The sequence below is a fragment of the Moritella sp. 24 genome (assembly GCF_018219155.1).
GTDB lineage: Bacteria > Pseudomonadota > Gammaproteobacteria > Enterobacterales > Moritellaceae > Moritella.
In genome coordinates, this window is record NZ_CP056123.1 from 3720591 (window position 1) to 3734429 (window position 13839).

The window sequence follows — 13839 nt, forward strand, 5'->3', positions numbered from 1 at the left end:
TTTCCAATGAGCAAGGTTACCGTATCTAAACTGCTTAAGATGAAGCAAGCAGGACAAAAATTTGCCAGTATTACCGCGTATGATGCGAGTTTTTCAGCATTATTTGATGAAGTCGGAATGCCGATATTATTAGTTGGCGACTCGATGGGAATGGTATTACAAGGCCATAATGATACGTTACCTGTCACTGTAACAGATATTGCTTATCATACCCGTTGTGTACGTGCTGGTGCGACGAAAGCACTTGTTATCGCTGATATGCCATTCATGAGCTACGCGACCAAAGAACAAACTTTAACGAATGCAACAACGCTAATGCAAGCCGGTGCAAACATGGTTAAAGTGGAAGGTGGTGAATGGTTAGTCGAAAGTGTTGCAGCACTGACTGAACGTGGTATTCCAGTGTGTGGCCACCTTGGTTTAACACCACAATCAGTACACGTTTTTGGCGGATTTAAAGTACAAGGTCGTGCCCAGGATAAAGCCGATGAGATGGTCGAGCATGCGCTCTCATTACAAGCTGCTGGTATTCAATTATTAGTTGTTGAATGTATCCCTGCACCATTAGCCAAACGTATTTCAGAAGCGCTTACTATTCCTGTAATCGGTATTGGCGCGGGTCGCGACACAGATGGTCAAATTTTAGTAATGCATGATGCATTTGGTATTTCGAAAGGCTTCGTACCTAAATTCTCGAAAAACTTTTTAGCCGAAACCGGTGATATGCGCTTAGCAATTAGCGCTTACATCGATGAAGTTGCTGCGCAAACATTCCCTGCCGATGAGCACATGTTCTCATAAATGGGTTAAGGGCTGTGTAAATAACTCACATTTACACAGCTCTCTTTTCACATACCCTTCAATTTTATTAGGTAATTAATATATGGATATTATTGCAAATATTGATGCTCTTAGAGAGCAAGTTATCGCTTGGCGCCGTCAAGGTATATCAACCGCTTTTGTTCCTACTATGGGCAATCTCCATGACGGTCATTTAACACTCGTTAAAGAAGCACAGAAATACGCAGATCGTGTTGTCGTCAGTATCTTTGTTAATCCAATGCAATTTAACCAAGCTGCAGATTTAGCTGCCTACCCACGAACGTTAGATCAAGATTGTCGCGCCTTACAAAGTGTTGATACTGATTTAGTATTCACACCTACACCTGAGCTTATTTATCCAAAAGGCTTAGCGGCACAAACGTTTATTCAAGTACCAGGTATTTCAGAAGTGCTTGAAGGTGAGCATCGCCCAGGTCACTTTAACGGTGTATCGACAATCGTGGCTAAATTATTTAATTTAGTACAACCTGATGTGGCTTTATTTGGCGAAAAAGATTTCCAACAATTAGCCTTAATTCGTCATATGGTCAACGATCTAGCAATGCCGATTCAAATCGTAGGCGTGCCGACAGTACGTGAAGAGTCTGGATTAGCAATGAGCTCTCGTAATGGCCTGTTAACAGCAGAAGAACGCGCTATCGCCCCTCTACTTGCAGAAGTCATGGCGACGATTGCAAGCCAAGTATCGATTGATGAGCAAGCAAATCAAGCTCTAGTCACGCAAGCAACAGCACAACTTAATGCTGCAGGTTTCAATACCGATGCAATTGATATTGTAGATGCGGATACTTTAGCAACTCTCACTGCACACAGTCAGCAAGCCGTTATTTTAATGGCAGCATTTTTAGGAAAAGCACGCTTAATCGATAACCAAGTGATTAAACTAAGCTAATCATAAACATAGCTCACTGACAATAAGTACAAATTACCTGATAAGTAGTATAATTGCGCTAATTGGACAAATACGCTACTATGGTCGCTGGTACATATTTTGTACATTCATAAACAATTAATGGAATGGGTTTTAGAACAATGCAAACCACAATGCTAAAAGGTAAATTACACCAAGCGCGTGTAACACATGCAGAATTAAACTATGAAGGTTCATGTGCAATCGATCAAGATATGCTTGATGCATCAGGGATCCTAGAATATGAAGCAATCGATATCTATAACATTGATAATGGTGAGCGCTTTTCAACTTACGCGATTGCTGGCGAACGCGGTTCAAAAATAATCTCTGTGAACGGTGCAGCAGCACGTAAAGCAGCAGTAGGCGATCGTATCATTATCTGTGCTTATGTTCGCATGGACAATGAAGAAGCGAAACAACACAAGCCTTCACTTGTTTATCTTGATCAAGTGAATGATATTGTTCGCACAAGTAACGATATTCCAGTACAGGTTGCGTAGTTAGCAAATCGATACGGAATAATAAAAAACCAGCGTTATGCTGGTTTTTTTGTATCCGTCATCTTATTCGCTGTCATTAAATGACAAGCAATAAAAAAGAGCGCATAGCGCTCTTTTTTCGTTACCGTAATAGATTAAATCTGCGTGCGATCAGCACACAGGTTTAAAATTACAGTGACTCAGCCGTTGCAACAACGTTAGCAACAGTGAAACCGAACATTTCGAACAATTGGTCAGCAGGTGCTGATTCGCCAAATGTTGTCATGCCGATGATAGCACCGTTAAAGCCAGTGTACTTGTGCCAGAAGTCAGCAATACCCGCTTCAACTGCAACACGTTTAACAACGTCTGAAGGTAAAACTGATTCGCGGTATGCAGCATCTTGCGCATCAAATACGTCAGTAGCAGGCATAGATACAACACGTACTTTACGGCCTTTTGCAGTAAGTTCTGCAGCAGCTTTAGTACAAAGTTCAACTTCAGAACCCGTAGAGATAAGGATAAGCTCTGGTTTGCCATCACAATCAACTAGCGTGTAACCACCTTTAGCAACGTTTGCTAATTGTGCTTCATCACGTGCCATTGGAGTTAGACCTTGGCGACTGAAGATTAATGCTGTAGGACCATCTTTACGTTCAATTGCGTGTTTCCAAGCAACAGCTGATTCAACAGAATCACATGGACGCCATGCGCTCATGTTAGGCGTCATACGTAAGCTTGCAACTTGTTCAACAGGTTGGTGAGTTGGACCATCTTCACCTAGACCGATTGAATCGTGCGTGTAAACTTGGATGTTTTGCACTTTCATTAATGCAGCCATACGCATTGCGTTACGCGCATATTCCATGAACATTAGGAATGTAGCACCGTAAGCCGTGAAGCCACCATGTAGAGACATACCGTTAATGATTGCAGTCATACCGAATTCACGTACACCGTAGTGTAAGTAGTTACCTGATGCGTCATCAGCAGTGATTGCTTTAGTACCAGACCACATCGTTAAGTTAGATGGTGCTAAATCAGCTGAACCACCTAGTAGTTCTGGTAATAATGCACCAAATTCTTCAATACAGTTTTGTGATGCTTTACGTGTTGCTACTTTTGCAGAGTCAGCTTGAAGCTGCTTGATGTAGTCAGACGTTTTAGTTTCCCAGTCAGCTGGTAATTCACCAGAAGTACGACGAACGTATTCTGCAGCTAGTTCAGGGTATGCAGCTTCATAAGCAGCAAATTTTTCATTCCATGCAGCTTCTGCTTGTGCGCCAGCTTCATTCGCATCCCATTCAGAATAGATATCTGCTGGGATTTCGAATGCAGGGTGTTTCCAACCTAATTTTTCACGTGTTGCAATGATTTCTGCGTCACCTAGAGGAGCACCATGACAGTCATGCGTACCTTCTTTGTTTGGTGAACCGAAACCGATTACTGTTTTACAACAGATAAGGCTTGGACGTGATGTTTCTGCTTTAGATGCATCAATTGCCGCTTGGATTTCTGCAGGGTTATGACCATCTACAGAAATAACATGCCAGCCGTAAGCTTCAAAGCGTTTCACTGTATCGTCAGTGAACCAACCATCTACTTCGCCATCAATTGAAATGCCGTTGTCATCCCAGAATGCAACCAGTTTACCTAGGCCTAATGTGCCAGCAAGTGAACATGCTTCGTGTGAGATACCTTCCATTAAGCAACCGTCGCCTAAGAAAGAATAAGTGAAGTGATCAACAACATCATGTTCAGGCTTGTTGAACTGTGCTGCTAATGTTTTTTCAGCAATCGCCATACCAACAGCATTAGTGATACCTTGACCTAGTGGGCCAGTCGTTGTTTCAATGCCCGGTGCATAACCGTATTCAGGGTGACCCGGCGTTTTTGAATGCAATTGACGGAAATTTTTCAATTCTTCAATTGGTAATGCATAGCCAGTAAGGTGAAGCAGTGAGTAAATAAGCATTGAGCCATGACCGTTTGAAAGAATAAAGCGATCACGGTCAACCCAGTTTGGATTTGCTGGGTTATGGTTTAGGTTTTTACGCCATAATACTTCGGCAATATCTGCCATGCCCATAGGTGCGCCTGGATGGCCTGAATTTGCTTGTTGAACTGCGTCCATACTTAGGGCACGAATTGCGTTCGCTAGCTCTTGACGAGATGGCATATTTTGCTCCTGCTAAGATTAATTTAAAATACTTTTAAGCTGTTATATTGTCATAAAATTATCTTATGTATAACAAGTTTTTTTAGTTTATTTAGATTTATCGGTTTTTCAGTTAGCAATGACGTATTAACGTTCTAAGCTAACCATAACACCTTTCGAATGAAACCATTTTAGCACTCAAACGAATTTAAGTGTGCGATTTTATTTGTAATAATGTGAACATTGCACATAAATAATGTTTTTTAATCAAAATTGTTTTTTATTGGATCTAACTAAAAAGAAATACTATCAACACTGTTTATTCGTTATACTGCTTCTGCATTGATTCTCTACTATTTGATACGAGCTTATGTGCACTCTTCTCACTGGTTCAGGTGGCACATGTGAATGGCTAAATCACCCAATTTAAAATTCTTCAAAACAGCACTGCGTAAGCACCGTACAAGTCCTAAGTTACTCTCAGCCAAGCACGATTATATTGTTCTCCCTATTATTTCAGCTCTCGTCGGGGGGATGACAGGTTTAATGATCGCGCTATTTGAAGCTGCGGTACTCTGGACCGATGCACAGCGATTACAAATATTTAACCCTTTAGCACTCCCACCAGCGATTAATATTCTTTTCATTATGATGCTCAGTGGAGCCATGGTTGGCTTTGCGTTTTGGTTAACATTGCGTTTTGCTCCCGAAGCATCTGGCAGCGGTATTACGCATATCGAAGGGGCGTTGGATGATATGTATGATATCCGTTGGCGTCGTTTATTACCGGTAAAATTAGTTGCTGGCACATTAGCAATTAGTTCAGGAATGATTTTTGGCCGTGCGGGTCCATCAATTCAAATTGGTGGCACAGTCGGACGGATGTTTGCAGATACCGCTAAGCGCTATACTAATTCAACCCATATTTTAGTGGCGGCAGGGGCCGCAGCAGGCTTAGCAGCCGCATTCAATGCTCCCCTTGCCGGTATTTTATTTGTTATTGAAGAAATGCGTCCTCACTTTCGCTATAACATGACGTCTATAAAATGCGTAACCCTTGCAGCTGCGGTAGCGACGATCGTCATGCGTGCTTTTCATGGTCAAGACGCTGTGATGCCCATCGTTGATTTTGATGTGCCACCACTCACCTCACTTTGGCTATTTCTTTTATTAGGCTCGATTTTTGGTGTCATTGGCGTGTATTTCAACCGTTGGATAATCAGCAGTACTAAATTATTAAAACGTAAACAAAATAATAAGATGCACCGTATTATTCTGACTGGTGTTTTCTTTGGCTGCCTGTTTGCCCTATTACAATCATTCGCCCCAGATATCGCTGGTAACGGTAGAGATTTAATGGTGAGAATGGTGCAAGACCCAAGTGCTTGGGTTATTTTAGTCGGATTATTTGTGCTGCGTTTAATGGGGACTATTGCTTGTTTTGCCTCTGGCGCCCCTGGTGGTGTATTTACCCCTATGCTGACTTTAGGTACATTATTTGGGTTGGCTTACGGTGTTATTGCTGCCGAACTATTTCCAAGTTTCGTTGACGAACCTATCGTCTATGCAATTGCAGGTATGGGCGCATTATTTGCAGCGACAGTAAGAGCACCTGTAACAGGTATTGTGTTAGTCGTTGAAATGACAGATAGCTATGAATTGATTTTACCTTTATTAATCACTTGCCTTGGCGCAACATTCGTCGCTCAAGCAATTGGCGGAAAACCACTTTACGCCGAACTCTTAAAATTATCCTTACCCAAAGAAGCAGGCCCTGAAGAAGAAAAAGAGAGATTGGCAACACCTGTTTCAGTCAATTAATATGTGATTTATCGATAAATTCACATGACGAAAAACAAAAAAAGCACCCTTAGGTGCTTTTTACGATATAAATGAATCTAAAGTGATCTTAGAAGACCCACGCTAGACCAAATAATATATCACTTGTTAAACGTTCGCTTGGCATGCGATCATATTCAACTGTCGTATGGTTATATTCAACAAAGAAACTTGCAGTCGGCATTACCGCATAGCTAGCACGTGCAATCCACTGTGTGTAATTCTCTGTATCGCCAAACGCTAAGATTTCTGGACTAAAGTGAAACTCAGCTTCAAGGCTAAACTCTTCAGTTAAGCGTAATCCACCTAAACCACCAAATGCTAATGCATAACCATCACCATTGTCGTTATCCATTCTCATCGCTTTTGCGCCAAGTTCAAAAAACGTTGAACCTACATCTTGAAACGCATAAAGACCTGTATCTACAGTGTAACCATTGTCGATAGTTTGTAGGTAATCACCTTTTAACTTAAGTGCTTCTTGCATTTCAATGTCGTAGCCCAAAACGATATTATCGTTATCGAAAGCAAGTGAAATATTTGATGCAGCACTGCTAAAGCTAGCGAGTAACCCTGCTGTGATAACTAATGATTTTTTCAATGACACTTTAATTATTCCCAATGGCAAATGAGTGATAATGGTAATTATATTTAATAATAGTAAACGAATATTTAATTTCAGCTAAAAAATAGTCGTGACTTCATACTTTTAGTACTTTCGTCCTATGCTACTGCATATTGACTGTTTATTACATATATACATAAATAAAAATCCACTGAAAATCGCAGTTTTAAACATATTTAATAAATTAATATGACATAAAGACTATCTTAATACCGGTAAAGTGGTTTAGAATAGCCGTCTAGATGTTAAAACTTCTACACATATAAACGTATATTACGTCGGTTGTGTTTAAATATAGAGAGAGAATAAGAACCATGGCTAAACATTTGTTTACCTCTGAGTCAGTATCAGAAGGTCATCCTGATAAAATTGCAGACCAAATCTCCGATGCTGTACTTGATGCAATCATCGCTCAAGACCCTAAAGCACGCGTAGCCTGTGAGACTTATGTTAAAACAGGTATGGTTATGGTTGGTGGTGAAGTAACGACTGACGCTTGGGTTGATATCGAAGAAATCACTCGTAAGACAGTACGTGAAATCGGTTACATCAACTCAGAAATGGGTTTTGACGCTGACTCTTGTGCTGTATTAAACACAATCGGTAAGCAATCTCCAGATATCAATCAAGGTGTTGACCGTGATGATCCACTAGAGCAAGGCGCTGGTGACCAAGGTTTAATGTTTGGTTATGCAAACAATGAAACTGAAGAATTAATGCCTGCGCCAATTACTTACTCACACAAGCTGGTTAAACGCCAAGCTGAAGTACGTAAAAGCGGTACACTTCCTTGGTTACGTCCTGATGCAAAAAGCCAAATCACATTTGCTTATGACGACGGTAAAATTGTTGGTATCGATGCAGTTGTTCTTTCAACTCAGCATTCTGAAGATATCAAACAAGCAGATCTAGTTGAAGCCGTGATGGAAACAATCATCAAGCCAGTACTACCTGAGCAATGGTTAACGAAAGATACTAAATTCTTCATTAACCCAACCGGTCGTTTCGTTATCGGTGGTCCAGTAGGTGACTGTGGTTTGACTGGCCGTAAAATTATCGTAGATACATACGGTGGTATGGCGCGTCACGGTGGTGGTGCATTCTCTGGTAAAGATCCATCAAAAGTAGATCGTTCAGCAGCATATGCAGCACGTTACGTTGCTAAAAACATTGTAGCGGCTGGCCTAGCTGACCGTTGTGAAATCCAAGTTTCTTACGCGATCGGTGTTGCAGAACCAACGTCAATCTCTGTTGAAACATTCGGTACTGGTAAAGTAAGCGAAGAGTTATTAACTAAACTTGTTCGTGAACATTTCGAATTACGTCCACACGGTCTAATCGAAATGCTAGATCTTAAGCGCCCTATTTACCAAAATACAGCTGCTTATGGTCACTTTGGTCGTAGCGAATTCTCTTGGGAAGCAACAGACAAAGCTGAAATCCTACGTGATGCAGCAGGTCTTTAATCAACATTAACATTTAGCTAGCAACTGCTAATTAACAGTTGCGAGTTAATCGTTAATAGTAGAGGCGCTTTTGGTTATATAACCAAAGCGCCTTTTTTATAGATACCAATTATGCCCGACACTTTATTATCACAAAATGCACCACCACAGAGTGCACATCAACAAAATCCTACACCTGAAATGCTAGCGCAATTAGTGTTAGCAAAAATAGACACGTGCTACCAGCAAGCCGAACAACGGTTAAATCGCAACTTCCCTCGCCCACAAATTAATTTTAATCAACGTGGTAAAGCAGCAGGAAGTGCCAGATTACAAACAAATGAATTACGTTTTAATCCCGTTTTATTACGAGAAAATCAACAACATTTCATTGCACATACCGTCCCACATGAAGTTGCTCACCTATTGGTTTACCAAATTTTTGGTCGAACTAAGCCCCATGGTAAAGAGTGGCAACAAATCATGAATAAAATATTTGATCTCACCGCAAAAACAACACATGAATATGACGTATCGAGTGTGAAAGGCAAAACTTTTACCTATGCTTGTCAATGTACTGAGCATCAGCTAACAATTCGTCGTCATAATAAAATAGTTCGCGATAACGTCAAATATATTTGTCGATTTTGCAGAAAAAGTTTAACCATAAAGTATTAAATTGTATTTAATAACAAGAGATTAACCCAAAACTTTAATATGACAACTTGTTAGCTAATTATATGAAAAATTAACGTTATATAGGTGTATTTATCTAAATTCATAAGATAAAATAACTTAATACATACCATTGTGATAGGGAACTAGGTTATGACTCAAACGTTGGATACTGCAAAATCAACCGATTATGAAATGGAAAAACTGATAGCTGCAGTTTTAAAGCGTAATAAAAATCAGGCGGAGCAAATTGCTCGTAGTCTTGATCTGAGTGCTTTATCGATCTCTCAACGTATTTTTATGGCTAAATCAGGTGTGTTAAAAGAAAAAATGTTAACAGATTCAGATATCGCAGTTCGTTACGCAGCATCTCGCGCAAACTAATTTATTACCTCGATATCTAAAGAGCAGTCGTTATCTTCTGCTCTTTTTTATATCTGTATCTTCCACTATCCCCCAAAAAATTTCACTTAATCTTTAATCGATTATTCAAATATCACGCTATAACGCGTATTTTGGTATTATTTTAATTTCTCACTCATCTCGACCAAAACAAACTTAATATCCATTTTCAGTATTCTTTCGTCTATTTTAGCTGTGCTACAATGTTGTATTATTACATTGGAGCAGCCTGTAATGTTAAAACAACTCAGTATTATAGTTATATCAACCTCACTATTACTCCCCTCTTTCTCTTATGCTTCTAACGATGGCAATCAAACAAATCAATCTTTTAGCAAAGCCAAAAAAATGCTTGAGCGAGAGGTTTACACTAAAGTACCTAAGCTGACGATCTATTGTCAGGCCGATTTTAATAGTAAAAAGAAGATCACTGACCATAATGGCTTTACCTCTACAAAGCATGTAAAACGTCAGGCTAAAATAGAATGGGAACACGTTGTGCCAGCCGAGAACTTTGGCCGTAATTTTAAAGAATGGCGTGAAGGTGATAGCGCATGTGTAAACAGTAAAGGTAAAATCTTTAAAGGCCGTCGTTGTGCAGAAAAGTTGAATATCCCTTACCGTTATATGCAAGCAGATATGTATAACCTATATCCCGCTATTGGTGCAGTGAATGCCCTGCGCAGTAATTATAACTTTGCGTCACAAGTTACCGCAGAAAAGAATCAATTCGGTAGTTGCCCAATCAAAATGAAAAATAAAACTGTACAACCGCCTGATTATGCCAAAGGTCAAATTGCTCGTGCTTACCTTTATATGGAAGCTGCTTATCCCGCTTATAACATAGGTAGACAAAAACGAGAGTTACAAGCATGGGATAAACAATACCCTGTAACACGAACTGAATGCCGACGTACTCAATTAATTGAAAACTTACAAGGTAACGAAAATAGTATTGTTAAATCGGCCTGTTTAGATCGCGGACTTTGGTAAGAATATAACGCACAACATGGTAGGGTCTACATTGCACTATTTCATTATTGCAATGTAGGTCTATTCTTTGGCTATTATAGTGCCATGAACGCCGTTTTCATCTTGCTCCGCCCCTACCACTTATCACTCTATTCTCTATTCTCTATTCTCTATTCTCTATTCTCATTAATTTGGCACACATGCAGCAAGATTCAGTTGCAACCAATTAGTGAATGCTTTCTGTAATTCTCCACTCTCATCGTCTTGAGCTAATGAAGAATTATCTTGGCTTAATAAAATATAATGATGACCCGAACGCTTAAAACCAAACGGGGCAACTAAATTACCACGTTGTAGATCGTCCATAACTAAAGGGTATGAACCTATCGCAGCACCTAAGTTATCAACCACTGCTTGTAAGCAAAAATAGAAATGTGCGAATGTCTGCTCACTTTGTATCTGAAGATCTTGAACTTGAATCGTTTGAACCTGAACACTTGAAACTTGAAAATTGTCTCCCTGACTAGCGACCGAACTAGCGATCGAATTATCTTGTAACCAACTATCTTGTAACCAATAATCCCAAGCTTGCGGCCGTGTTTGGCTATGCAGTAACTTAATCTTACCAGCGTCATTTTTTACCTGTTCCCAATATTCAGGAGAAAATACGGGACCAACCCATTCTTCAACTAAAGGCGTCCGTTGATAATCCTGTAACAGTGGGAAGTCATCTCGTCGTATCGCTAACGATAAACCATTACTACCCAGTATCACAGGACCACCTGCTGTAGATAGCCGCACATCAGCATCTATATTATCTTGATAAAAATCACTTAACCTCGGCATTAACCAGCGCATTGTTAATGTCGGCTCACACGATACTTCTAAGTGTTTATGTGTCGCTTGAGCCACATGCAGAATACCCGCCTCAAGTGCATTAAATGCTTGCTCGGTATATCCAGACAATAATTTACCCGCAGGCGTTAATTTCACATTTCGCCCTTCTCGATAAAATAAATTCACTGCTAAATGGGTTTCTAATGTTTTAATCTGTTTACTCACCGCACCATGAGTAATACACAGTTTGTCAGCTGCTTTGCTATAGCTTTCCAGTGCAGCTGCCACATGAAAAACATGAAATGCTTTTAGATGCCTCATTGGTGACTTTTTCTCACATATAAATTGAAATCAATTCGATTATAGCGAAGCTGTAATTCTCCTACAATGAACCTCTATCCAATAATTATGAATTATACAGGAAGCGTTATGGAAATATTTAGTCTGGCTCTATTAGGTGTATTAATCGTTATCAGCCCCGGCGCTGACTTTGTTTTAGTCTTAAAAACCAGTATCAATGATGGGCGTAAAGCGGGAATTTTTACTGCACTCGGTTTAAGTCTCGCCATCTGTGTCCACATCAGTTACTCGATGTTTGGTATTAGCTATTTAATCTCACAGAATGAATTTCTGTATAACATGATCCGCTACGCGGGGGCAGGCTATTTGATCTACCTTGGTATTAAAGGTATCTACTCTGCGAACAGTCCATTAAATACCACGTCGGCAGAACAACGTAAAAATAAAAATTGGCAATATCTAGCTCAAGGGTTTCTGTGTAATGTCTTAAACCCTAAAACAATGTTGTTTTTCTTAAGTGTATTTAGCCAAGTCATCTCACCAGACTCAAATGACAATACCCACGCCTTCATCTACGGTGTTTATATGATTGCCCTACATGGAATATGGTTTGCCATCGTCGCGATATTATTTACTTCAGCGGCATTACAGACACGATTATTACGTGTTAGAAAACGATTGAATCAGGTGTGTGGAGTTGGGCTTGTTAGTTTTGGCGCATTGCTCGCGCTGAAATCATAATAAACAAATAATGAACATTAGCCTCTAAAAAATGGAGGCTATTTAATCCAGCGTTGAGCGTTTTTACTCATACAAATACGGCGTATGCAGTTCCATGTAAACCTCTGGTGCTGCCAGCGCTGTAAAACCAAATTGTTGATATAATCCATGGGCATCACTCGTGGCTAGCACCATACGTCTGAGTCCCTGTAAATCAGGGTGATCTAATATAGCCGCCATGAGCAATTTACTTAACCCTTTACCTTGATGCGCTTCAAGTACAAACACGTCAGATAAATAAGCAAAGGTTGCTTTGTCTGTGATCATCCGCGCAAACCCCACTTGCTCACCACTTTGAGTAAACACACCAAAACATAATGAGTTTTCTAGCGAGCGCTGCAACGTGGCCATCGGAATTCCTTTCGCCCAGTATGAGCCTGAAATAAATCCGTGTATGACATCTACATCCATATCAGCGAAATTAGCACTGATTTTATAATCTTTATCCATGATTATGGTTCCCTCTCACTTTTTCAATAACACGCAATAATCCTAACGTTAAACAGATTTATCTATTTGATAGTAATGAATTTAACATCATTAACTCTCTATTTTTTAATATAAGATGAAGGTTAGGTCAAGAAGTATCAATTAAGTGGTATTAAGCTGTAAAACGTCATTGGAGAAGGGATATGTTCCAACATTTTGAGAAATATAATTTGAGTAATCACGCTTTATGTAAGTACAAGGAAGCGCTGATATTTTGCATTATCTCATCCGTTTCGTTTATTTTAATGGCTGAAGCCGTTAAAACTGTCGATCCTGTTACTTCAACATTTATTACTTATAGTCTGACAGCATTTATATTTACCCTCCTCAACAGCAAAAATATTCGCCAAATTGTCACAGTGAGTCTCCAGCACCCTTCAACACTGTTGCAATTAAACATAACCACGTTAGCCAATACCCTGCTCGCGTTTGTTGTCATGACGTATGTATCGCCTTTAATTTATGCCATTGTCTTTTTTGGCTGCCTGCCATTTTTTAATAGCGCGTTACAGTGGCGATTATTTGCCAATAGTAAACCCAGTTATATCTTTAATTTAGTGTCCTGCTTGAGTGCCATTTTTCTCGCGTTTTATATCTCAGACCGAGTTATGGCCGTAACCTTTCAAGGCATTGGCTACTCACTGATATCATGCTTTTTTGCTGCGCTATACATGCAGCGCTCAGAATATTTCCATCGAAAAACAGGATTAACACCCTCACAAGTATTATCGGTTCGCTTTTACCTCGTGATCTTGGCTTGCGGCAGCTACGCCTTGTTACAACCCAATACATTAATGCTCAACACTAACGAATGGTTAATGTTATCTGGTGCAGCGATCACCGGTAGTGTCATACCGTTATTCTTAATGCAAGTTGCGATAAAAAAATTAGGCGCGGCTGTCACAGCGCAATTCATGCCATCGATTCCTGTACTTTGTATGACATTTTTAACGGCATTAGGCATTGCACAATTTTCAGGATTCGAAATCCTAGCGATTGTTTCATTCTCAATACTACTTATCGCCCAAATTCGCTATAAAGCACAGAAACAACATGCCGCGGCTAATGCATAACGCTAATTT

At 39.9% G+C, this 13839-nt stretch carries 14 protein-coding genes; 10 read left to right on the forward strand and 4 right to left on the reverse strand.

Annotation, left to right across the window (positions count from 1 at the left end):
* The first annotated feature begins 6 nt into the window (after positions 1 to 6).
* The 3 genes from panB to panD all read left to right on the forward strand — a co-directional run bounded on the left by panB (position 7) and on the right by panD (position 2256).
* Complete coding sequence (panB, locus tag HWV00_RS16555; RefSeq protein WP_211683094.1) at positions 7 to 801, forward strand: 3-methyl-2-oxobutanoate hydroxymethyltransferase; 795 nt, start codon at positions 7 to 9, stop codon at positions 799 to 801.
* Between the two features lie 82 nt (positions 802 to 883).
* Entirely contained in the window at positions 884 to 1735 is an 852-nt protein-coding gene (gene panC, locus HWV00_RS16560) for a pantoate--beta-alanine ligase (protein ID WP_211683096.1), read from the forward strand.
* A 140-nt stretch (positions 1736 to 1875) separates the two neighbouring features.
* Entirely contained in the window at positions 1876 to 2256 is a 381-nt protein-coding gene (gene panD / locus HWV00_RS16565) for an aspartate 1-decarboxylase (protein WP_067039560.1), read from the forward strand.
* Positions 2257 to 2425: 169 nt separating this feature from the next.
* On the opposite strand, the gene tkt is transcribed toward panD, so the two are convergent.
* Positions 2426 to 4414, reverse strand: a complete 1989-nt coding sequence (tkt, locus tag HWV00_RS16570; protein WP_211683098.1) for a transketolase — start codon at positions 4412 to 4414, stop codon at positions 2426 to 2428.
* Positions 4415 to 4801: 387 nt separating this feature from the next.
* Here tkt and clcA point away from each other — a divergent pair, with 387 nt between their 5' ends.
* Positions 4802 to 6214: a H(+)/Cl(-) exchange transporter ClcA gene (gene clcA / locus HWV00_RS16575; protein WP_211683100.1), complete on the forward strand. Its 1413-nt coding sequence runs from the start codon at positions 4802 to 4804 to the stop codon at positions 6212 to 6214.
* 88 nt (positions 6215 to 6302) lie between these two features.
* Here clcA and HWV00_RS16580 read toward each other — a convergent pair whose 3' ends face one another.
* The gene (locus HWV00_RS16580) at positions 6303 to 6839 is read right to left on the reverse strand and encodes a YfaZ family outer membrane protein (protein ID WP_211683102.1); all 537 of its coding nucleotides are present in this window, start codon (positions 6837 to 6839) and stop codon (positions 6303 to 6305) included.
* A 332-nt stretch (positions 6840 to 7171) separates the two neighbouring features.
* Here HWV00_RS16580 and metK point away from each other — a divergent pair, with 332 nt between their 5' ends.
* The 4 genes from metK (at position 7172) to HWV00_RS16600 (ending at position 10372) form a co-directional block, all read left to right on the forward strand.
* Positions 7172 to 8323 carry a methionine adenosyltransferase gene (gene metK / locus HWV00_RS16585; RefSeq protein ID WP_019440741.1) on the forward strand — a complete coding sequence of 384 codons (1152 nt, stop codon included), beginning with the start codon at positions 7172 to 7174 and terminating at the stop codon, positions 8321 to 8323.
* Positions 8324 to 8434: 111 nt separating this feature from the next.
* Positions 8435 to 8980 (forward strand): SprT family zinc-dependent metalloprotease, encoded by a 546-nt coding sequence (locus HWV00_RS16590; protein WP_211683104.1) that lies wholly within the window; start codon positions 8435 to 8437, stop codon positions 8978 to 8980.
* Positions 8981 to 9130: 150 nt separating this feature from the next.
* On the forward strand, positions 9131 to 9361 hold the full coding sequence (locus tag HWV00_RS16595; protein ID WP_211683106.1) for a hypothetical protein: 231 nt from the start codon (positions 9131 to 9133) through the stop codon (positions 9359 to 9361).
* A gap of 252 nt (positions 9362 to 9613) precedes the next feature.
* Positions 9614 to 10372, forward strand: coding sequence for an endonuclease (locus tag HWV00_RS16600; RefSeq protein WP_211683108.1), 759 nt, complete (start codon positions 9614 to 9616; stop codon positions 10370 to 10372).
* A gap of 165 nt (positions 10373 to 10537) precedes the next feature.
* Here HWV00_RS16600 and HWV00_RS16605 read toward each other — a convergent pair whose 3' ends face one another.
* Positions 10538 to 11509: a LysR family transcriptional regulator gene (locus tag HWV00_RS16605; protein ID WP_211683111.1), complete on the reverse strand. Its 972-nt coding sequence runs from the start codon at positions 11507 to 11509 to the stop codon at positions 10538 to 10540.
* A 108-nt stretch (positions 11510 to 11617) separates the two neighbouring features.
* Here HWV00_RS16605 and HWV00_RS16610 point away from each other — a divergent pair, with 108 nt between their 5' ends.
* A complete protein-coding gene (locus tag HWV00_RS16610) occupies positions 11618 to 12229 on the forward strand; it encodes a LysE family translocator (RefSeq protein WP_211683113.1) in 612 nt (203 codons plus the stop codon).
* Between the two features lie 63 nt (positions 12230 to 12292).
* Here HWV00_RS16610 and HWV00_RS16615 read toward each other — a convergent pair whose 3' ends face one another.
* Positions 12293 to 12718 (reverse strand): GNAT family N-acetyltransferase, encoded by a 426-nt coding sequence (locus HWV00_RS16615; protein WP_211683115.1) that lies wholly within the window; start codon positions 12716 to 12718, stop codon positions 12293 to 12295.
* Positions 12719 to 12900: 182 nt separating this feature from the next.
* On the opposite strand from HWV00_RS16615, the gene HWV00_RS16620 reads away from it, so the two are divergent.
* Positions 12901 to 13830, forward strand: a complete 930-nt coding sequence (locus tag HWV00_RS16620) for a DMT family transporter (protein WP_211683117.1) — start codon at positions 12901 to 12903, stop codon at positions 13828 to 13830.
* The last annotated feature ends 9 nt before the right edge of the window (positions 13831 to 13839 follow it).